The organism is Haemophilus sp. CCUG 60358 (genome assembly GCF_001679485.1).
Taxonomy (GTDB): Bacteria; Pseudomonadota; Gammaproteobacteria; order Enterobacterales; family Pasteurellaceae; genus Haemophilus_D.
The window spans coordinates 84,401-106,357 of sequence record NZ_LZOZ01000017.1 but is presented as its reverse complement, the minus strand read 5'-3'; the positions used below and the strand labels follow the sequence as shown (position 1 = coordinate 106,357).

Annotated in this window: 23 protein-coding genes; 9 read left to right on the top strand and 14 right to left on the bottom strand. The window is 39.4% G+C overall.

All coding sequences use genetic code 11. From position 1 onward, the window contains the following. The first annotated feature begins 43 nt into the window (after positions 1-43). From A9500_RS08330 to A9500_RS08290, 9 genes are all read left to right on the top strand, one after another. Positions 44-1,888: an ABC transporter ATP-binding protein gene (locus A9500_RS08330; RefSeq protein WP_049367329.1), complete on the top strand. Its 1,845-nt coding sequence runs from the start codon at positions 44-46 to the stop codon at positions 1,886-1,888. A gap of 133 nt (positions 1,889-2,021) precedes the next feature. Further along, entirely contained in the window at positions 2,022-2,546 is a 525-nt protein-coding gene (gene yceD / locus A9500_RS08325; protein ID WP_005695312.1) for a 23S rRNA accumulation protein YceD, read from the top strand. Positions 2,547-2,568: 22 nt separating this feature from the next. Beyond that, on the top strand, positions 2,569-2,739 hold the full coding sequence (gene rpmF, locus A9500_RS08320) for a 50S ribosomal protein L32 (RefSeq protein WP_005544470.1): 171 nt from the start codon (positions 2,569-2,571) through the stop codon (positions 2,737-2,739). Positions 2,740-2,760: 21 nt separating this feature from the next. Further along, the gene (plsX, locus tag A9500_RS08315) at positions 2,761-3,780 is read left to right on the top strand and encodes a phosphate acyltransferase PlsX (protein WP_065244571.1); all 1,020 of its coding nucleotides are present in this window, start codon (positions 2,761-2,763) and stop codon (positions 3,778-3,780) included. Between the two features lie 18 nt (positions 3,781-3,798). Beyond that, complete coding sequence (locus A9500_RS08310; protein WP_065244570.1) at positions 3,799-4,749, top strand: beta-ketoacyl-ACP synthase III; 951 nt, start codon at positions 3,799-3,801, stop codon at positions 4,747-4,749. Positions 4,750-4,841: 92 nt separating this feature from the next. Continuing rightward, positions 4,842-5,780 carry an ACP S-malonyltransferase gene (fabD, locus tag A9500_RS08305; RefSeq protein WP_005699605.1) on the top strand — a complete coding sequence of 313 codons (939 nt, stop codon included), beginning with the start codon at positions 4,842-4,844 and terminating at the stop codon, positions 5,778-5,780. Positions 5,781-5,793: 13 nt separating this feature from the next. Beyond that, a complete protein-coding gene (gene fabG, locus A9500_RS08300) occupies positions 5,794-6,522 on the top strand; it encodes a 3-oxoacyl-ACP reductase FabG (RefSeq protein ID WP_005695317.1) in 729 nt (242 codons plus the stop codon). Positions 6,523-6,740: 218 nt separating this feature from the next. Next, positions 6,741-6,971 carry an acyl carrier protein gene (gene acpP, locus A9500_RS08295; protein WP_005544465.1) on the top strand — a complete coding sequence of 77 codons (231 nt, stop codon included), beginning with the start codon at positions 6,741-6,743 and terminating at the stop codon, positions 6,969-6,971. Between the two features lie 278 nt (positions 6,972-7,249). Next, positions 7,250-8,917, top strand: coding sequence for an anaerobic C4-dicarboxylate transporter (locus A9500_RS08290; RefSeq protein WP_005699616.1), 1,668 nt, complete (start codon positions 7,250-7,252; stop codon positions 8,915-8,917). A gap of 48 nt (positions 8,918-8,965) precedes the next feature. On the opposite strand, the gene A9500_RS08285 is transcribed toward A9500_RS08290, so the two are convergent. The 14 genes from A9500_RS08285 to A9500_RS08220 are packed head-to-tail and all read right to left on the bottom strand — an operon-like array spanning position 8,966 to position 21,956. Then, positions 8,966-10,210: a beta-ketoacyl-ACP synthase gene (locus A9500_RS08285; RefSeq protein WP_065244569.1), complete on the bottom strand. Its 1,245-nt coding sequence runs from the start codon at positions 10,208-10,210 to the stop codon at positions 8,966-8,968. 60 nt (positions 10,211-10,270) lie between these two features. Beyond that, positions 10,271-10,999: a 3-oxoacyl-ACP reductase FabG gene (gene fabG, locus A9500_RS08280; RefSeq protein ID WP_065244568.1), complete on the bottom strand. Its 729-nt coding sequence runs from the start codon at positions 10,997-10,999 to the stop codon at positions 10,271-10,273. Positions 11,000-11,002: 3 nt separating this feature from the next. Then, positions 11,003-11,455, bottom strand: a complete 453-nt coding sequence (locus tag A9500_RS08275) for a dehydratase (protein WP_065244567.1) — start codon at positions 11,453-11,455, stop codon at positions 11,003-11,005. Further along, entirely contained in the window at positions 11,448-12,668 is a 1,221-nt protein-coding gene (locus tag A9500_RS08270; protein ID WP_179854569.1) for a beta-ketoacyl-ACP synthase, read from the bottom strand. Before A9500_RS08270 ends, A9500_RS08275 begins: the two co-directional genes overlap by 8 nt. Before the next feature lie 8 nt (positions 12,669-12,676). Beyond that, positions 12,677-13,177 carry a hypothetical protein gene (locus A9500_RS08265; protein WP_065244565.1) on the bottom strand — a complete coding sequence of 167 codons (501 nt, stop codon included), beginning with the start codon at positions 13,175-13,177 and terminating at the stop codon, positions 12,677-12,679. 26 nt (positions 13,178-13,203) lie between these two features. After that, complete coding sequence (locus tag A9500_RS08260; protein WP_065244564.1) at positions 13,204-15,480, bottom strand: MMPL family transporter; 2,277 nt, start codon at positions 15,478-15,480, stop codon at positions 13,204-13,206. Positions 15,481-15,493: 13 nt separating this feature from the next. After that, positions 15,494-16,078 carry an outer membrane lipoprotein carrier protein LolA gene (locus A9500_RS08255; protein WP_065244563.1) on the bottom strand — a complete coding sequence of 195 codons (585 nt, stop codon included), beginning with the start codon at positions 16,076-16,078 and terminating at the stop codon, positions 15,494-15,496. A 2-nt stretch (positions 16,079-16,080) separates the two neighbouring features. Continuing rightward, entirely contained in the window at positions 16,081-16,524 is a 444-nt protein-coding gene (locus A9500_RS08250; protein WP_005695327.1) for a thioesterase family protein, read from the bottom strand. Then, on the bottom strand, positions 16,521-17,459 hold the full coding sequence (locus A9500_RS08245) for a glycosyl transferase family 2 (RefSeq protein ID WP_065244562.1): 939 nt from the start codon (positions 17,457-17,459) through the stop codon (positions 16,521-16,523). Before A9500_RS08245 ends, A9500_RS08250 begins: the two co-directional genes overlap by 4 nt. Then, on the bottom strand, positions 17,456-18,184 hold the full coding sequence (locus A9500_RS08240) for a glycosyltransferase family 2 protein (RefSeq protein WP_065244561.1): 729 nt from the start codon (positions 18,182-18,184) through the stop codon (positions 17,456-17,458). The genes A9500_RS08245 and A9500_RS08240 overlap by 4 nt, the downstream gene beginning before the upstream one ends. A 6-nt stretch (positions 18,185-18,190) precedes the next feature. After that, entirely contained in the window at positions 18,191-19,498 is a 1,308-nt protein-coding gene (locus A9500_RS08235) for an AMP-binding protein (protein WP_065244560.1), read from the bottom strand. Then, positions 19,491-20,048, bottom strand: coding sequence for a hypothetical protein (locus A9500_RS08230; protein ID WP_065244559.1), 558 nt, complete (start codon positions 20,046-20,048; stop codon positions 19,491-19,493). The genes A9500_RS08235 and A9500_RS08230 overlap by 8 nt, the downstream gene beginning before the upstream one ends. Further along, positions 20,023-21,708: an AMP-binding protein gene (locus tag A9500_RS08225; RefSeq protein WP_373554056.1), complete on the bottom strand. Its 1,686-nt coding sequence runs from the start codon at positions 21,706-21,708 to the stop codon at positions 20,023-20,025. Before A9500_RS08225 ends, A9500_RS08230 begins: the two co-directional genes overlap by 26 nt. Beyond that, entirely contained in the window at positions 21,705-21,956 is a 252-nt protein-coding gene (locus tag A9500_RS08220; protein WP_005695334.1) for an acyl carrier protein, read from the bottom strand. The genes A9500_RS08225 and A9500_RS08220 overlap by 4 nt, the downstream gene beginning before the upstream one ends. Between the last annotated feature and the right edge of the window lies 1 nt (position 21,957).

Here is a 21,957-nt window from a genome sequence, read left to right as displayed (position 1 = left end):
ACTTTAGGCGGCTCTGTTGCCTTTAATTTTTTAAGGTATTGTTATGTTTAATAAAATATTTTCATGGTTTGAAAACCGTTTAAATCCTTATCCGAAAAGCAATCCAACGACGCCTGAAAAAGGCTTGTTCCGTTTTATTTGGTCAAGCATTGATGGTATGAAAGGTTGGATCTTTTTACTCGCGGTATTGACGGTCGGTACTGGTGTGATGGAAGCCTTACTTTTCCAATTTATGGGATTATTGGTAGATTGGCTCGGCGCTTATTCACCAACCACACTTTGGCAAGAAAAAGGGCATTTACTCGCCGGTATGGCAGCCTTGCTTATTTTCAGTATTGTATGGTCATTTGTGGGCGTGAATGTGCGCTTACAAACGCTACAAGGGGTGTTCCCAATGCGTTTGCGTTGGAATTTCCACCGTTTGATGCTAGGACAAAGCTTAAGTTTCTACCAAGATGAATTTGCAGGCCGTGTATCGGCGAAAGTGATGCAAACCGCCCTTGCAGTGCGTGATACCGTCATGACCATTGCGGATATGTTGGTGTATGTTGCCGTATATTTTATTACTTCAGGTTTGGTGCTTGCAGCTTTAGATACTTGGTTTTTAGTGCCGTTTTTCTTATGGATTGTGGCATTTGTGACTATTTTACGTTTGCTTATTCCTCGTTTATCGAAAACAGCACAACGACAAGCCGATGCACGATCTTTAATGACAGGACGTATTACGGATGCTTACTCAAATATTGCAACGGTAAAACTATTTTCACATGATGCGAGAGAAGCGAATTATGCGAAACGTTCCATGGAAGAATTTATGGTCATCGTGCATGCACAAATGCGTTTGGCGAGTTCATTAGATACCTTAACTTATGCAACCAATATCTTCTTAACGTTAAGTACTGCGATTTTAGGTGTGGTGTTATGGCAAAACGGTCAAGTCGGTGTGGGGGCGGTGGCGACTGCAACTGCGATGGCGTTACGTGTAAATGCTCTTTCTCGTTGGATTATGTGGGAGTCTGCTCGCTTATTTGAAAATATCGGGACAGTGAATGATGGTATGGCAACGCTAACCAAACCGCATACCATTGTCGATAAGCCAAATTGTGTTGCATTAGAAGTGAAACAAGGTGAAATCAAATTTAACGATATTTCGTTTGCCTATTATCCGAATAAACCGTTGCTTAACCATTTTAATCTCACCATCAAACCGGGTGAAAAAGTGGGCTTAATTGGTCGTTCTGGTGCAGGTAAATCAACCATTGTGAATTTACTTCTACGTTTCTATGAAGCGCAAGAAGGTTCAATTACTATTGATGGTCAAAATATTTTAGATGTAAGCCAAGAAAGCCTTCGTAGTCAGATTGGTCTTGTAACACAAGATACCTCGCTTTTACACCGCTCTGTTCGCGATAATATTATTTATGGTCGCCCAACAGCGACAGATGAAGAAATGTTCAATGCAGCTAAACGTGCGGAAGCAGCCGATTTCATTCCTTATCTCAGCGATGCTCAAGGCAGAAAAGGCTATGATGCTCATGTTGGTGAACGTGGGGTGAAACTATCGGGTGGTCAACGTCAACGTATTGCCATTGCGCGTGTCATGTTAAAAGATGCGCCAATTTTACTGTTGGATGAAGCGACCAGTGCGCTGGACTCCGAAGTGGAAGTGGCGATCCAGGAAAGTCTTGATAAGATGATGGAAAATAAAACGGTTATTGCCATTGCTCACCGTTTATCCACTATTGCGGCAATGGATCGTTTAATCGTGTTAGATAAAGGACAAATTGTCGAACAAGGAACTCACGCAGAATTGCTTGAACAAAATGGCCTTTATGCTCGCCTTTGGAAACACCAAAGTGGTGGCTTCTTAAGTGAGCATGCCGAGTAAAACACAGGAAAAAATGACCGCACTTTGCAAAGGCATAAATCTAGAGAAAGTTTAGATAGCGATTGAACTTTTCTCATAATTAGTGCGAATTTCCTTTGACTATTTTATTGACAACAGGTAATATTCGCACCCTATGCAAAAGGTAAAACTACCCCTAACCGTTGATCCGGTTAAAGACGCTCAACAAAGAATTGATTATGATGGTTATTATACCGCTAGTCAGTTAGTGCGTTTAGCTGAATCTACGGGGAAAGTGCTCAGCGATGCACAGGTAACATTATCGTTTTATATTGATCCACAAAAATTAGTGGTGATGAAAGGGCAAGTACAAGTTGATGTTGAATTAGAGTGTCAACGTTGTGGCGAGCCATTCAAACAAACATTGGAATGTCATTTTATGTATAGTCCAGTGGCTAATTGGGATCAGGCTGATGACTTGCCGGAAATTTATGAGCCAATCGAATTTAATGAGTTTGGTGAAATAGATTTACTTGGTGCAGTGGAAGACGAACTTATTTTAGCTCTACCGCTTGTCCCAATGCATTCATCTGAACACTGTGAAGTGTCCGCGCACGAACAGGTTTTTGGCGAATTGCCTGAAGAATTGGCAAAAAAACCGAACCCGTTCGCTGTATTAGCTAATTTAAAGCAAAAGTAAATTAAATTTAGGAGTATAGCCAATGGCTGTTCAACAAAACAAAAAATCTCGTTCACGTCGTGATATGCGTCGTTCACACGATGCATTAACTACTGCTGCAGTATCAGTGGATAAAGCAAGCGGTGAAACTCACTTACGCCACCACGTAACTGCTGACGGTTACTACCGTGGTCGCAAAGTGATCAATAAGTAATTTCACTTATAAGGTATTCACTTGAACCGTCTAACCTTAGCGTTAGATGTGATGGGCGGGGACATTGGTCCCCGTATTACTATCCCCGCATCTCTTTCAGCGTTGGAAGCAGATCCAATGCTCTCTTTAGTGCTGTTTGGCGATAGCCAACAAATTTCCCCTTTACTGGAAAATGCACCTTCTTCCCTTTTAGAACGTATTCAAATTCATCATTGCACAAAGACTATTGATAACAATCAAGGTATTTCTCATGCATTGCGTCATAGCAAAGGTACGTCGATGCGTTTAGCTATTGAAATGGTTCAGAAAGGTGAGGCGCAAGGTTGTATCAGCGCAGGAAATACGGGTGCATTAATGGGATTGTCAAAGGTTCTCTTACAGCCTTTAGAGGGGATTCAACGCCCAGCGTTGGTATCCTTATTGCCGTCAATGACGGGTGATAAAACCGTGATGTTAGATTTAGGAGCAAACGTAGAATGTTCTGCTCAAAATCTTTATGAATTTGCCGTTATGGGCTCGATCTTTGCCGAAAACCGATTGAACTTAGTTTATCCACGTATTGCCTTACTCAATATTGGTGTGGAAGAAATTAAAGGACATCAATCCATTCGTGAAGCCGCGAATTTATTAGAAAAATCGACCGCACTTAATTATACAGGCTTTATTGAAGGTAACTTTTTATTAAATGGTGTGGCTGATGTGATCGTGAGTGATGGGTTTTCGGGAAATATTGCATTAAAAACCCTTGAAGGGGCAGCTAAGAATCTGTTATCTCTTCTGAAAGGAAAAGAAAAACAGCCTATTTTTAAATCATTTGCCAAATTTATTCTGCGTTTTTTCTTTAAGGATGCTTATCATCGCTTGAAACGCATTAACCCTGATGAATATAATGGGGCATCTTTACTCGGATTAACGGCTGTTGTGGTGAAAAGCCATGGCAGCGCAAATGTGGATGCATTTGCTCGTGCAATTGCGGATGCAGCTTTACAAGCTCGTTTGCAAATTCCACAAAAAATCTTGGCAGGTTTACAACGTTATTAATTAATAAGTTTTGATATTATGAATAGTAGAATTTTATCCACCGGTAGCTATTTGCCGAGCCATATTCGTACCAATGCGGATTTGGAAAAAATGGTTGATACTTCAGATGAATGGATCGTGACACGTTCAGGTATTCGTGAACGTCGTATTGCTGCAGCAGATGAAACTGTTGCAACAATGGGATGTGAAGCTGCCAAAAAAGCACTTGAAATGGCTAATCTTGATCCTCAAGAAATTAAGTTGATCATTGTTGCGACAACCAGTGGTTCTCACGCTTATCCAAGTTCAGCTTGCCAAATTCAAGGTTTATTAGGTATTGAAGACGCAATTTCTTTTGACTTAGCGGCGGCTTGTACCGGTTTTGTTTATGCTTTAGGCGTAGCGGATAAATTTATTCGTTCAGGCAGCGTGAAAAAAGCCCTTGTGATTGGTGCAGATCTTAACTCGCGTAAATTAGATGAAACCGATCGTAGCACTGTCGTGTTATTTGGTGATGGTGCAGGTGCGGTGATCTTAGAGGCATCAGAGCAAGAAGGCATTATTTCAACGCATTTACATGCATCGCCAGATAACAATGCGGCATTACTACTTCCACAAGCTGAACGTGGTGTGGAGAAATCTGGTTATATTGAAATGCAAGGTAACGAAACCTTTAAATTAGCGGTACGTGAGCTTTCTAATGTGGTGGAAGAAACCCTTTCTGCTAATAATCTCCAAAAAACAGATATCGACTGGCTTGTGCCACATCAAGCGAATTTACGTATTATCACCGCGACAGCGAAAAAATTAGAGATGGATATGTCGCAAGTCGTGGTAACGCTTGATCGTACAGCGAATACCAGTGCGGCGACTGTACCAACCGCTTTAGATGAAGCAGTGCGAGATGGTCGAATTCAACGCGGTCAATTGCTTTTACTCGAAGCTTTTGGCGGTGGTTGGACTTGGGGTTCAGCATTGGTGCGATTCTAATTAATTTGTTAGAATCTCGACAGAATTTTAAAAGTGCGGTTAAATTTGACCGCACTTTCAACATTTAAACGATGAAGAAATAGGAAGAAAACATGAAAAAATTCGCAATGGTTTTTCCAGGACAAGGTTCTCAAGCTGTTGGCATGTTAGCTGATCTTGCTAACGAATATCCGGTAGTCACCGAAACTTTTAAACAAGCATCTGAAGCGCTTGGCTATGATTTATGGAACTTGGTTCAACAAGGGCCAGCAGAAGAATTAAATAAAACTTGGCAAACTCAGCCGGCATTATTAGCGGCATCCGTTGCGATCTTCCGTGTATGGCAAGAAAAATACCCACAATTGCAACCAAGTGTGATGGCTGGTCACAGTTTAGGTGAATATTCAGCATTAGTTTGTGCAGGTGTCATTGATTTTAAAGATGCGATTAAATTAGTGGAATTACGCGGTAAATTAATGCAACAAGCAGTACCAGAAGGTACTGGTGCAATGTATGCGATTATTGGCTTAGATAATGAAGCGATTATCAATGCATGTAAACAAGCCGAGCAAGGCGAAGTGGTATCTGCGGTAAACTTTAACTCACCAGGTCAAGTAGTCATTGCTGGAGCGAAAGAAGCGGTAGAACGTGCAGCAGCATTATGTAAAGAAGCGGGTGCAAAACGTGCTTTACCATTAGCGGTAAGCGTGCCTTCACATTGTGCATTAATGAAACCAGCAGCAGAACAATTGGCCGTAACACTTGAAGGCATTACGCTTAATGCGCCAGCAACACCAGTATTAAACAACGTGGATGTCAAAGCGGAAACAGAAAGTGCAGAAATTCGTACCGCACTTATTCGTCAGTTATATAGCCCAGTTCGTTGGACTGAAACCGTTGAGAAAATGGCGCAAGATGGCGTAGAAGTTTTAGTTGAAATCGGCCCAGGTAAAGTATTAAACGGTTTAACAAAACGTATCGTGGCAGAATTACAAGCAACATCAGTAAATGATGCAGCATCATTAGATGCTGTTGAAGCATTATTAGCATAAAAGGGGATTAAAAATGCAAAATAAAATCGCATTAGTGACAGGTGCAACACGTGGTATTGGCCGCGCAATTGCAGAAGAATTAGCATCAAAAGGTGCATTTGTAATTGGTACCGCAACCTCTGAAAAAGGTGCTGATACAATTTCAGCTTACCTTGGTGACAAAGGTAAAGGTTTAGTATTAAATGTGGCAGACAAAGAAAGTATTGATGCCGTATTAGAACAAATTAAAGAACAATTCGGTGATATTGATATCCTCGTGAATAACGCAGGTATCACTCGTGATAACTTATTAATGCGTATGAAAGATGAAGAATGGTTCGATATTATGCAAACCAACTTAACCTCTGTATTCCATCTTTCTAAAGCAATGTTGCGCTCCATGATGAAAAAACGTTTCGGTCGTATCATTACTATCGGTTCAGTGGTGGGCTCAATGGGTAACCCTGGTCAATCTAACTACTGTGCCGCAAAAGCCGGCTTAATTGGTTTTTCTAAAGGCTTAGCAAAAGAAGTGGCATCACGTGGTATTACTGTAAACGTTGTGGCGCCAGGCTTTATCGCAACAGATATGACAGAAGTGCTTACTGAAGAACAAAAAGCGGGTATTCTTGGTAATGTCCCAGCTGGTCGTTTAGGTGAGCCAAAAGATATCGCAAAAGCGGTAGCGTTTTTAGCTTCTGACGATGCGGCTTATATTACCGGTACCACATTACATGTGAATGGTGGCTTATATATGAGCTAACCCTTTCATGGGGATATATGAGTGATTTTGTCTATAACATATAGCAAAGCAGTTTAGTTAATGATAAAATCCCAATCGCAATGTAACTTTTTCTCTGTATGTGTTTTTACATTGCCTGTTTTTTTGTGGTGCGACCACCTAAGAAATAGTTGCAACTTTATCAAAAATGCATACACTAACCGCTCTTAAATGAGTTAAAACAACAATAGGAAAAACAAATGAGTATTGAAGAACGCGTGAAAAAAATCATCGTTGAACAATTAGGTGTTAAAGAAGAAGACGTAAAACCAGAAGCTTCTTTCGTTGAAGATTTAGGTGCGGACTCTTTAGATACAGTTGAATTAGTAATGGCTTTAGAAGAAGAATTCGATATCGAAATTCCTGATGAAGAAGCTGAAAAAATCACAACTGTTCAATCTGCGATTGACTACGTTCAAAACAATCAGTAATTTTTAAGTTGGGCGATCTTTTAGGTCGCCTAATTTTTTTCTTTAAATTTCTTTTCTACATTCTTTATCTTCAAATAAAAAAATATATCTAAATCTCTTAAATTTCTGACCGCACTTTCCTTTTTTAATCTTTCTCAGATTTGCTTTTATTATTAAGTCCCTTTATTTTTTGATTTAAAACAAGATTTACCTTAAAAGTACTTATTATGAGTTAATTTTGATGCTAGTATTCGATCAAAATTTTTTCTAATTAACCATAAAATGATTCGGAGTATCTTATGGATTTTCTAATGAACCTAGGTGAAGGTAGCCAGTTTGCTATTCAGCTTGTTATTGTTCTTATCTGTTTGTTTTACGGGGCAAAAAAAGGTGGTATCGCACTGGGTATGCTTGGTGGGGTAGGCTTAATTGTTCTTGTTTTCGGCTTTGGTATTGAACCAGGTAAGCCAGCTATCGATGTAATGCTAACTATCCTTGCGGTGGTAGTGACATCGGCAACATTACAAGCCAGTGGTGGTTTAGATGTCATGTTACAAATCGCGGAGAAAATGCTTCGTCGTAACCCGAAATATGTCAGTATTTTGGCACCATTTGTAACTTGTTTCTTAACTATTTTATGTGGTACAGGTCACGTGGTTTATACCATGTTACCAATCATTTATGATATTGCGATCAAAAATGATATTCGTCCTGAACGTCCAATGGCAGCAAGCTCAATTGCTTCTCAAATGGGTATCATTGCGTCACCTGTTTCTGTGGCAGTAGTGACTTTAACCACATTCTTAGTGAATGCTAAAACACCATTAGCAGGTTTTGATGGTTATTTAGATTTATTAAAAATTACCGTGCCTTCAACCCTTTGCGGTGTATTGGCTATCGGTATTTTCAGCTGGTTCCGCGGTAAAGATTTAGATAAAGACCCAGAATTCCAAGAGAAATTAAAAGATCCAGAATTCAAAAAATATGTTTATGGTGATAGCACATCATTATTAGATAAAAAATTACCACAATCTAGCTGGAATGCGATGTGGATCTTCTTTGGTGCAATTTTAGTGGTAGCGGTATTAGGTTACTTTAAAGATTTACGCCCAGCCTTTGAAAAATCAGCACCAGCTCAAGTAGTTGAAATTGTTTCTGCCGATAAAGCAGTGAAATCTTTCAATGTTAAAGACGGTAAAATTGTTGCATTAGCAAAAGATGGTACATTAGTGCTTGATGTTAAAGACAGCAAAGCGAAAACACAAACAGCCTACAATAACGTTGCAATTTATAACGATAAAGGTGAAGTCGCTCAAACAATTACCGCTCAAGATAACAATGTTGTCATCACTGCGGGTGATAAAACTGAAACTATCGATAACGCTGCAATCGTATTAAAAGACACTGCGAAGAAAAAAGTGAATTTAAGTATGGTTCACGTTATTCAAATCTTCATGTTATTAGCGGGTGCATTAATTGTTATCTTTACTAAAACTGATGCGGGTAAAATCAGTAAAAATGAAATTTTCCGTTCAGGTATGATTGCATTAGTGGCTGTATTCGGGATTTCTTGGATGGCAGAAACCATGTTTACCGTTCACACTCCAATGATGAAAGCAGCACTTGGTGATGTGGTAAAAGCACATCCTTGGACTTACGCCGTGATGTTGTTATTAATTTCTAAATTCGTAAACTCACAAGCGGCAGCATTGGTTGCATTCGTTCCATTAGCTTTAGGTATCGGCGTTGATCCAGCTGTTATATTAGCCTTTGCTTCAGCTTGTTACGGTTACTACATTTTACCAACTTACCCAAGTGACCTTGCGGCAATCCAATTCGACCGTTCAGGCACAACCCACATTGGTAAGTTTGTAATTAACCACAGCTTTATTTTACCGGGCTTAATCGGTGTAATCACTTCATGTATCTTCGGTTACATTTTCACAAGCTTGTTTGGTTATCTATAATTAACTGCTGATAAAAGAAAAGGCTATTCGTTTGAATAGCCTTTTTTGTTACGCTTCCCAGCGTTTAAAAATGAGCGAGGTATTGACTCCTCCAAAAGCAAAGTTATTATTCATCACGTAGTTTGTTTGAATTTGTCGTCCATCACCTTGAATATAGTCTAATTTGCCACAGCGTTCGTCAATATTATCTAAATTAATGGTTGGGGCAAACCAGCCATCACGCATCATTTCAATTGAAAACCACGATTCTAATGCGCCACAAGCACCTAGGGTATGTCCTAGATAGCTTTTTTGTGAGCTAAGTGGTACTTTTCCAAACACAGCTTCCGTTGCGAGTGTTTCTGCGATGTCGCCTTGTTCGGTGGCCGTGCCATGGCCATTTACATAGCCCACTTGCTCTGGAGATAGCTGTGCATCTTTTAAGGCTAGCTCCATACAGCGCTGCATAGTATCTTTTTGTGGACGAGTTACATGAGCACCATCACTATTGGCACCATAGCCAACAATTTCTGCAATGATATTGGCACCACGAGAAAGCGCATGTTCCAGCTCTTCTAATACAAAAATACCAGCACCTTCACCAATTACTAATCCATCACGATCTTTATCATAAGGACGAGGAGTTTGTTTAGGGTGAGCATTATTTCTACTTGCAGCATAAAGAGAGTCAAATACATAAACTTCAGATGGACAAAATTCTTCTGCTCCTCCAGCAAGCATCATCGGGATTAAACCATGTTTAATTGATTCATAAGCATAGCCAATACCTTGGCTGCCGGAAGAACAAGCACTAGACGTAGGAATGATTCGGCCAGTTAGACCAAAGAAAATACCAATATTTGCTGCCGTGGTATGAGGCATCATACGCACATAGGTATTGGCATTAAAACCATCCGATTTTCCTGTCATGAGGAGTTCTGCCGCATCTCTGACATCATTTGTTGAGCCAGTGGAAGAACCACAGGCTACGCCCATTATTCCTTCTTTTAAATAAGGCAAAATAACCCCATTTTCATCTAATAGATTAGCATTTGCTAAGGCGAGTTCAGCAGCTTCAACGGCAAATTGAGAGACACGACCTAAGCTGCGAAGTTGTTTTCGATTCCAATGGGCTGGCGGGGTGTAATTATGGATTTCAGCGCCGAGATTTGCTCCTAACTCAGGATAACGTTCAGCCCATTCAGTTTTCGCTTGAACTGCATTTTGTTTGCGTTGAAAGGCGGCTTTTACGTCTTTCCATGTTTTTCCAAAGGCCGTGACTGCGCCAATACCTGTAATGACAACTCGTTTCATTTTTTTGTCTCGATTATTTATTATTAGATTAGTACAAAAAATTTTTGTACTGCAAATGTTTTAGCAAAGCCCACCATTAACAGCAATAACTTGGCGAGTAATATAAGCGGCTTTTTCATCCATCAGAAAATCTACGGCATGCGCGACTTCTTCAGGGCCTCCCATTCTTGCAACTGGAATCATTTTTAAAATTTCATCAATCGGAAGATTTTCATCTAATATATCCGTATCGATGAGACCTGGAGCCACACAGTTTACCGTGATTTTACGTTTAGCGAGTTCGACGGCAAGTGCTTTTGCTGCACCAATAATACCGGCCTTAGAGGCGCTATAGTTAACTTGGCCTCGGTTGCCAATTAGTCCAGATACAGATGTGATACAAACGATTCGACCCGCTTTACGGCGTCGGATCATTGGCATCATAATAGGATGGAGAACATTATAAAATCCATCTAAATTCGTGCGTAAAACAACATCCCAATCTTCATCAGTCAGCGCAGGGAATGCATTATCTCGTGTTAATCCGGCATTGAGCACAACGCCATAATAAGCACCGTGAGATTCAACATCAGCAAGTAGTTTTTCTGCGGTTTCGTATCGATGACTAACATCAAACTGTAATACACGAGCTTGACGACCTAATTCTCGAATTGATTGTGCGACCTCTTCAGCTTCTTCAATACGACTGCGGCAATGAACCACAATATCAAAACCTGATTGTGCAAGGCGTAAGGCGATGGCTTTGCCGATACCTCGGCTTGAGCCTGTAACTAAAATGCTTTCATTCATTTTTTATTCCTGTGATACTTGTGGTCTGAAAACGTTTAATGCACCTTCCACTAAAGGTTGCTGATTAGAAAGATCGATTAACGTACAGTCAAAAACACCAAATCCCGTTGCGTCTTCAATAGAACGTTTAATTTGAATTTGTAATAAGCTTCCTACGGAAATATCTTGACGATGTAATGTCAGTTTTCTTGAGCCGATCCAATAGCCTAATCCAATAGGTTGACCTGCTTTTACACATTTACATCCCGCCCACGCTGCTACGCCTTGAGCTAAGATTTCAGCGCCCATATAAGTAGCCAATTTACCGTCTTTTAAGAACAGACAGTCTGGCTTTACGGTCATCTCTGCGATCAAATAATCTTCGCCAAATTCAGTGATTTTATCTAGCATGACCATTTCCCCACTATGAGGGATTAATGGTGAAATATCAGTAATAGGACAGGTTAAATCAATCATTCACTTCCCCTAAAATAAGTACTGAATTATTACCACCAAAAGCGAAAGAGCTACTTGCACCAATGCGTCTTTCGGATTTCCAAGAACTCATGTGATCAGTAATGGCAATTGGTGGCATTTTTTCATCGGCTTGTTTATCCCATAATTGTGCAGGAAGTTTACCTGTTGGATTAAAAGTGCGGTCAATCATCCCCCATAAAATAGCCGCCTCAATAGCACCCGCTGCGCCTAGCGTGTGTCCTGTATAAGGTTTTGTTGTTGTGCAAGGCGTATCGTGACCAAAAATATGGTGAATTGCTAAGGCTTCCATCTGATCATTATGGATGGTGCCGGTGCCATGTAAATTAACCCAATTAATGGCTTCTGGAGCTAGTTGTGCCGAGTTTAATGCAGCTTGGAAGGCTTTAATCGCACCCTCGCCTTCAGGGTGTGGTGATGACATATGATAGGCATCACTGCTGGCCCCATAGCCTAATAGCGCCACATTATGATCATCTAATTTTTCTTTGCTCATCACAAATACAGCGGAACCCTCACCTAGATTGATACCTTGGCGATTAGCTGAAAAAGGATTGGTTTGTTCAGCAGATAAAACAGAGAGAGAGTTAAAGCCAACTAAGGTTAATAGCGATAAAGTATCGACACCGCCGCAAATTACTGCATCGCACAAGTTCGCATTCAATAGACGAGCTGCACTAATTAATGCTTTCGCACCTGATGTACAGGCAGTTGAAATGCCATAGATAAGATTGGTTAAGCCATATTGATGGGCAATAAAATCAGCCGGAGCAGAAAAATATTGTTGTTGTTGATTAAATTCAGCACCAGACCAATCCTCATGTTCTGCAGCATATTTAAATACAGGTAAATTTTCATCTACACCTGTGGTAGATGTACCGATAACTACTGCAATACGATGGCGACCAAAACGTGAGATAGCTTTCTGAATGGTTGGTTCAATTTGTTCTAAGCTGTGCCAGAGTAATTGATTGTTTCGGCTGTGATGTTTTTTTGGTAAATCAGCTGGAAATGCCCGCAAGGATGTGTTGACTTCACCCAGAGTATTACATTTACCCTGCAAGCCATTTTCTTGGAAATGTTTGTTAGAAAAAGTCAGTGGCGAGTCACTACCTTCCAATAAAGTTTGAACATGTTGAGATAGACTATCGCCAATGCTACTCAAAATGCCTGGTTGAGAAAGAAATAATTGCACAGAGATTCCTAATTGTTAAGTTCTTCAATTTGCCAACGACTGCCATCTGCTAGCTGAATAAAATATTGATTTGATTGTTTGCGAACGTTCCATAAAAAACGACCATTCTGTTGGTAAATCACCGTATTTTGTTGATGCGATACATCCACATTCATTAATGTTAAGTGTTTTGCATCGGGTTGTTGTTCTGTAAATGCAGTTGCCAGCGCTAAGAACAAGCCTTGTGCTTGTTTATTCGGCATCACAAAGCCGTCATTTTTCCAGCCTTGTTTCGTTAATAATAATCGAGCAATGGGTGAACCTAGAGGATCGGTTTGAACCCATCGCCATTGCTCAGGCTGGAACTGAACAGTCAGCAAGCTTGTTTGTTTAACTTGCTGTTCTGCAAGTTGCTCTACTTTAAAGGTTCGGCTGTCTGTTTTTACTTCCGGTAATGCCTCAATATTAGGTAAAGTTGAGCAAGCTGTCAGTAATGTTAATGTCCATAATAAAAGATATTTTTTTATCATAAAGTGCGGTCATTTTTATGCGTTTTTTAGCGCATGAGTTTTAATGTGGTTAAAAGGCTTATTATAACACCAATACTGACACTTATACCAAATGTCGCCACTGCTGGTGTGGAGCTAATGGCGAGCAGTAAAAATGAGATTAATGTGGTACAGGCAGCTAATGTCAGTGTAATGCGTTTATGAGATAGCTCTTCATGTACGGTTTTCATATAAACGGCGTAGTCAATACCAATGGCTGAAACCAGTAATAATCCAAACATCGAAAATAAACCAATAGGCAAACCAATCCAACCCAAAATAGCAACCGTTCCTAAGATTGCTATACAAGGAATGAACAAGATTCGAATACTTGTTTTGGTTTCAAATACTTTCCATAAAAGCAATCCAGCGATAGCAAAAGAAATGATTTTTAGCCAAGCAGCTTGCTCTTTTGCTTCTTTAAAGGCTTGATTTAAATAAGCTCGTTTATCTTGCCAGAAAATATCTTGATTATTTGCCAATACTTGCATTGTTGCACTATCCGCTTGAGATATTTTTATGATACTCGCCACTTGGTTAGGGGCTAATTCACCTAAATAAAGTATCTTCCACGCTTGTCCAAGTTGCGTATTAAGCGCTTCAGATAAGGTCAATGGCTTACGTTGAGAAAGTGCGGTCAAATTTTGCTGAATTTTTTCAGTTGGCACACCAATATCATTTAAAACAGCATAATCATCAGCAGAGATGTGTTGAAGGTGTTCTGCGAATTGCATCTGTTCTGTGAGGGGCAAAATCCACTGGCTTAATGATTTAAATGTGATGTTACGTTGAGCTAATTGCTTGCTTAACTTCGCATCTTTTTCAAGTAGTAATGTCTCATTTTCAGCCGTCAATAAAAAATATTGGCTTCCTAAATCAACACCAGTGAGTTCACCGATAGTTTGGGCTTCATTTAGCATGGATTGAGGCATGGAGACCCATTGTCGGATATCGTCATGCCATGAGGATTTAATACCGCCTCCTAAAACTAAAAGAGAGATAATAAGAAGTGTACCTTTATTAAAGCGTTTGTTTGCAAAGATATTTAATCCTTTTTGTATGGTATTAAATGTTCTTCTCTCGGGTAATAATATGGTTGGCTGATACCGATAAAATAAATAAGGTAAGAATAGCTGTGTCGCAAGTAATGCAGTACTCAAGGATACGGCGGAAAAAAGAGCAGTTTGCTGCAAGATAGGCAGATGGGTAAAGGCAAGTAGTCCATACCCAAGTAAGGTAACTAACAAGCTGATGAAAAAGGTAAAACGCAATTTTTGCATCGCAAGAAGTGGCAACCATTTTCGGTCAAAAAGAGATCCTGCAAGCCAGTGAAGAGGGAAGTCAATTAATACACCGACGAGACTGGTCCCAATAACAAGGGTAAGAATATGAATTTGACCAAATCCCCACACGGTTGCAACGACACCTGAAAGCATTCCAATTAGAATCGGCAAAAATAGCCATAAAATACGAGGAGTACGAAAGACAATCAGTAATAATAATAACGTTAAACTCACGCCGAGTACGCTCATTAATGTGCTTTCTTTTTCGGCTTTTTGTTTTGCATCAGCGGCAAACAATGCACTACCTGTAATTTTAAATTGTGCACCAGATTGAGTGAGATATTGGCGATTTTCCGTTAGAAGTGCGGTTAAATTTTCTGATGGATTGATGAAATCATTTTGTTGCAGTTCAGCACGTAATAAAACCCAAGTCATATTACCTTGGTTGACAGTGAGCATGCCATTTTCGGCGTGCCATTGTACATTACCTTGTTGTGTTTGCTGGGCAAAACGTCCAAAACCGAGCCAATCTTGTTCTAGTGAGAGTAAATTATTTCGCTTAAATGGGTTAACGATGTCCTCTGCATATTGCTGAAAATAGCCTTTAGGATCATTAATCAACTGTTCACGAACGGCTTGTGGCAAAGTGGCAAATGCGACAAGCTGAATATCTTGTTGTAGCTGAGTAAGGTTAGGCTGAATGCGATCGGTAATATGAGAGAAAAGTTTGCTACTACGCCACGTTTGCGCAATATGGTCTGTCAGCTGAAAAGCCTGTTTTTCGTCAGGATGTCCGATAAGCGCAATAATTTGGCTGTTTAGCTGTTTTTCTTGCTGTTGGTCAGCGAGAACTTGAATATCCGCCCATTCTTGTTGAGATGGAAGTAATGTGTGTAAATCTGTTTGTAGCCAATTTCCTTGTTTGACAAAATAGCCAAACAATAGGGAAACAAACAAGATAAATACAGCATATAACAAGGAAAGTTCGGTTGTTTTTTTCATCTTTTACAATAGTTTATTCCAGCGCTGAACGGGCAAACTGACTTAATGGCTGATTAAGCTGGATTTGCTTAAATTCAATTTGTGTGCGATCGCCTTGTTTTTCATTTAAGGTTAATTTTTTCACAGTTTGATCGCCTGAAATTTCAATGGTTGTGAAGATTTGCTGCATTAATAATGAATTAGGCGTTAAGGTCAGTTGCCATTGGTTAGCATTGCCGGATAATGCAAAATCAAATTGAGATTTAAGTCCATCAATATTGCCGGATAATAAACCTAAAAAAAGACCAATTTGCTCGTTTTGCCCAACATTACCGCTATTAACCCATTGGGTCCCATTCCATTGTTGAATCCCCTTAGGCGTCACTCTTAAGTTGTTATTAAACGGTTTCTCAAGCTGCCATAATAGCCCTTTTTGAGCTAACAAGGAGAATTGACCTTGCAGTTCAATTGGCTTATTTAATGCCTTTAAATAGCGATGTTGGATAAAGTTTCCTTGAACGCTTTGAGGTTGCTGGAGTTGTTTCACCAAATCAGCTTCAGAAAAAGCGAAGCTCACGCTGCTTAGGAACAAACCTAAGATGAAGATCATCAATCGCATTATTATTCCCCTTCAGATACAAAAGTAGGATGAGTTTTGACCGCACTTTGCCAACATGGTGGCGTTTGTAATTGCATTTCGCGTGTTTGCATACTAACGGCTACTTGGGTTGTACTTGCCGTGGTTAATTTTTGATTGGTTTTAGCATCAAAAATAACATAATCAATGCGCAAGCAAGTTTCATATTCGACTACTTTTAATTCAATTCGGATTTTTTGACGAAATAATGCAGGGTTAACATATTTAATGTTAAGTTGAACGATTGGCCAACCAAACCCTTGTTTCTTCATAACGTCATAGGTATAGCCAATTTCCTCTAGAAATTGACAACGTGCCATCTCAAGGTATTTAACGTAATGTCCATGCCACATAATATCCATAGAATCGACATCAAAGAATTGCACTTCGAATTCAGAATTATGACGGCAAAAAACGTGCTTTTTCATTTTTTATCATTCCAAAAGTTATAAAAATTAAACCAAAGTAAAGGATTTTCTGCACATTCTTTGGCAAGTAAGTCCGCATATTGTTGCATGACCTGTTTAATATTTTCTTCTCGCGCTTTGCCACGCCCACTAATTGGGGGAGAAAAATGGCGCAATTTCATTCGATATTGTCCTTTTTCTTTAAGGCAGAAAATTGTATTTAAAGGCGCTTTTAAAATACTTGCAAGCAACCACGCACCTTGAGGAAATTCAGCAGAGTGACCAAGGAAATTGACTGATTGTGTTTTATCGCCACGAATAGGTACGCGATCAGCTGCAATCGCAATCCATTCACCTCGTTCTAAGCGTTGAGAAAGCTCTAACATTTTTTGCGCATCTAAATCTTCAACTTGAATAAGAGGTAAGGCGTCAGCACCAGCTTCAACTAATGCTTTGTTAAATGCTTCAGCATTTTTGCTATGTACTAATACATTCAAATGAAAGTCTTCATGTTGTCCACTATCAACTAATGCACGACAAATCTCGATGTTACCAAAATGCGAGCAAACAAGAATCTGACCTCGTCCACCTTGATCTACATCGCCATATAAATTATCAGCATCATCGATAATTAAATCCTTGTAATGGATTTTACGTTGCCAAACCGCAAAGTTGTCACAAATGATTTCACCAAAAAAGAGAAATTGACGAAATACAGGGAATGAGGGGAGGTGACAATGCGGAAATTGTTGTTTAAGACGATATTGATAAGTCTTAATGTTGTTTCGCGCTTTTCGGGCAGTAAGATAAAAATAACAAACCACCACAAATGTGGCGATTTTAATTAACCATAATGGGCAATATTTTACGATTAATCGTGTGAGATTTAAGAAGAAAGCATTTCCTCGTTCCGATTGTTTCGCCCAATGTTGACTATTTTCATTTGGTTGACTCATAGAGGCTTTCCAGTTAGTAAGCGTTTTAACATACCAAAAAATAAATACATGTGCATTTTACTGATTAATACATTGTCTTTCCAAGCGTTGAAATGTGAGACGCCGTTTTTATCATAGGAAACGGGGGTATCAACCCAAATTAACGGAATTTGGTACCAATGAGCTTTGATGATAATTTCAATATCAAAATCCATGCGATTCCCAATATGTTCGTTATCGAGAATTTCAATGGTACGATTCAATGGATATAAGCGAAAACCACACATGCCATCTTTAATATCGAGAGAAAGTGTATGAATGGCATTCCAAAAATCCGTAATTTTTCGCCCATAAAGTCGAGATTTAGGTGCGTCATCACCGTATATAGGGTTACCACAAATAAGTGCGGTCGGATTTTCTAGCATTTTTTGCAGCATTAAAAGAGCATCAATGAGATTATGTTGACCATCAGCATCTACTTGTAATGCATGTGTGAATCCTTGCTCAAACGCTAACCTAAAGCCTACTTTCATTGCACCACCTTTACCTTGATTTTGTGAGCAATAATGAATATGCAGATTGTCTTTTTCAGAAAGAGAAGATAACGTTTTTTTATGCTGTTCGGATGAGCCATCATCTACCACTAATACAGGCAAATTTAGCTTGTGTAATTGGTTAATTACATTGCCAATTTTGTCGGAATGATTGTAGTGCGGGATAATCGCAATAAGTTTAGGTTCCATCATAGCAATTTAAAATTGTTCTTCTTTTTCGTGCAAGAATACAGCATCAAAATCAGCACGGCTAATCTTGAATTGGCTATTACGTGGCAATCTGTTAGTAAATCGCCAAAAACGAGGTAACCCTGAGTGTTCCTGCGTTTTGCTTAAGTAAAGACGGAGTTGTTTTAATAACTCAGCTCGTCCTTTTTGTAGGTAAAAGGAGATTCCCTCCTCATTCAATTCTACCCAAGCTGCTGGGCGTAAATGATTAGGGTGCTGTGCAACATAGCAATCTCGAATATAAGTGTGTTTCAGTAGGTCTTGCTCAATTCGAACTAAAGAAATACGTTTATCGCCAAATTTAACAATGCGATCAATGCGTCCTAATAAGTTAAATTGATTACCAATAATTTCAACGCCATCAGCTGTTTGCTCACGCTGTTCAAGCCAAGGTGATTCAACCCATAATGCATTTTCTTCATTAACCCCAATTTTAGTTACGGGGGTAGGGGTCCAAAGTCCGGCTTGTTCACGAAACGCAATGACGCCAGTTTCTGTACTACCATAGCCTTCAATTGTTTTAGTCTTAAGTTTTTTGCGCATTGCCGTTGCGGTTTCTTCTGGCAACATCCCACCAGAAGACAGAATCCCTAAAATACGACATTGATGAAGTTGAGGTTCATCTAAATTTAAATGGGTCAGTAATGCTGGGCTGCTAATCCAGATAGATTGTTTCGCAATAAGGCTTTCTGCAATCATATATTCTGGATAAGGGAGCTGTTTGCGACCAATTGACCAGCCCATTGTCAGCGGTAACATGACTCGATAGGATAAACCATAGTGGTGTTGTGCTGAAACGCTTGAAACAACATGGATGTCATGTCCTTCAGGGAAAGGGAGTGACTGACTAATTGCTTCAGATTCTTGCCACATTTTTTCCGCTGTTTTCAGCATAATTTTAGGTTGACCACTACTTCCTGATGTTTTTAACCAAATTTCGGTTTGACAATGTTTATCAATGAAGAAATCTTTTTTATCAACAACTTGTGAAATACCATAGGTGTTGAATTTATTATCATCAAATAACATATCAGCATTATCACGAATCCATTCTTGATTTTCATCTAAAAGGTTTGGTGGAAGTAAAATTCGGGTTTTAGCATCAAAACAGGCAAGCATTGCACAGGCATAGTTTGCCGCATCTTCAAACCAAAATGCCGCACTTTGAATGTTATCTTGTTGAAGTTGTTGGCTAATTTGTTGACAGCGATAAGTAAAATCTTGCCAGCGCCATTCTGGATTTAATGCAATAAGTGAGTTAGGTTGATGTTTATTCATAGTGATTCCGTTTTACGCGTTGACGAATGAGCCATTCAATACTCATAACTAGGCCCATAATAATGTAAGAAATAACCCCAGTATAAATTGCCCAATATTCTAATAAGTCGAATGCAACGAAGAGAGTTGAAAGCAAAATATTTAAACAAAATACACCACACCAGACTTGGGTTACTCGGCGAGTATATTGAATAGCTTGAGCATTGAGATTAGGCGTTTGTAAACGTGCTAATCTTTCAACCAATGATTGAGATTGGAATAGACTTCCGCCAAATAACACCAACATAATTCCATTCATTAAAATAGGATACCAATACATCATATCGAGTGAACGTTGCCACCCCACAAGAAATAATAGGGCGGCCATGCTCAATGCAAAAATTCTTTGTCCCTTATTTGGCTGTATTAGGCTTTTAATCAACCATAATAAACTCATTACATAAGGTAACGTATGCAAGAGTTGTTCTACTTGAAAGAAAAGCCAAATAATCGGGTAAGCGATGGCTGTCAGCGCAAGCAATATATTAACAATCAGTAGGGTGATCTTCATGCTCTATGATGGCTAATCCAGTACAGCAAGTTTCATTATTGGCAAGTAATTGAAATGCCATTCTATTTTTTGATGAATCCCATTTTAATTGAATATCAAAGCGATCATTCGGTCGTAAGAATGTTTGATACTTCAGTTTATCGAATGAACGGATAATGACTTCTTTACCAAAAAACGTCTTTATTTTTTCCGAAATCCATTGTAATTCAATGACGCCAGGGACTAATGGAAATTCAGCGAAGTGATCTTTTAGATACACTAAATCAAGCGGCACAATACCGGTTGAGATTTGTGAATTTTCATTTTTGCTTTGTTCAAGCCAAATCGCATCCTTACAGGTTTCTAAACAAGTGCGATTAAATTCCAGCTTATTTATTTTTGACTGACTATTACGTGGTAATTGATAAGTGAATCGCCAAAAACGAGGGATAGCTGCTTTTTCTTGTGAATGCTCTAAGAAAAGTTTTAGCTTATGAATAAGCGCTCTTCGCCCTTTCTCTCTAAAAAATTGAATGCCTTGTTCAGTTAATCCAATCCAGGCAGCAAGACGAGATTTCTCAGGATGTTGAGCAATATAACAATCTTCAATAAATTCGTGTTTATTCAATGCTGTTTCTACACCTAGTAAGGAAATTCGTTTATCCCCTATTTTGACAATGCGATCCGCTCGTCCTAATAAACGGAAACCATTTTCTTCAAACTCAACCACATCTGCGGTTTGTTCGCGTTTGGCAAGCCAAACACCTTCAATCCATAACTCGCCTTGCTCATTGCTGCCAAGCTGGCTATTAGGTAATTGTCGCCAAAGGGAAATATCATCCCGAATAGCAATTGGACCTGTCTCAGTACTGCCATAAATTTCGATAACAGGATGGTGAATTTTTGCTCTAATTTGCTCAGAGAGCTCTTCAGCTAATGCGCCGCCAGAAGAAATAATACCTACAATATTTTCAGCAATTTTCATTTGCTGCCAGTCTATGCCAGAAAGCATCGCTGGACTGCTTACAATAACTGCCGATTGTGATTTATTGGCTTCTTGCATGATGCATTCAGGGTAGAAAAGTTGTTTCCGACCAATTTGCCAACCGTTAACCAGTGACATCATAATATGTACTGTTAAGCCGTAAATATGCTGAATGCTCACAGTGCTAATTGCAGTAATATTATTTTCAGCAGTAAATGGTAAACCTTCGGCTAATACTTCTCCGCCTAACCACATTTGTTCTGCTGTTTTAATGATGGTTTTGGCCTCGCCAGTGCTACCTGATGTTTTCAACCAGATTTCAGTTTGGTTACTAAAGTCAAAGAGCGGTCGATTTTTAGCAATTTTTTCCCAATCTTGTGTAATACCAAATTGAGAGATTTGTTCGCATTTTTCGAGTTTAATATCACGATCAGTGAGCCAAAGTTCAGAATAATCATTTGCCCACTGAATACTTTCTTCAGTGAAATTAGGTGGAAAAAGAACACGAACATTAGCATGCCAAGCACCTAGCAGCAGGCATGCCAACGTTGCACCATCTTCTAGCCATACTGTGACAGAACGAAGTTGACGCTGTTGCAATTCAGCTGAAATTTGAAATGCTCGGCACTCAAAATCAGCATAGTGCCAATTTGGGTGCTGAGCAATAAGAGAAGTCGGTAAGTAAGGAGTCATTATTGTGCGTTTTGACTAAGTTTAAGAACCGCCTGAACCACGTCATCTACAGTACGCACATTACGGAAATCTTCTGCTTGAAGTTTATGCCCTGTTTTACGTTTAATATGATCAATTAAGTCAATAGCATCAATACTATCGATCTCTAAATCTTCATAAAGATTTGTTTCTGGCTTAATTCTTTCTGGCTCAATCTCAAATAATGATTCCAGAGCTTCCGTTAATAAGTCTCTGATTTCCTGTTCAGTCATG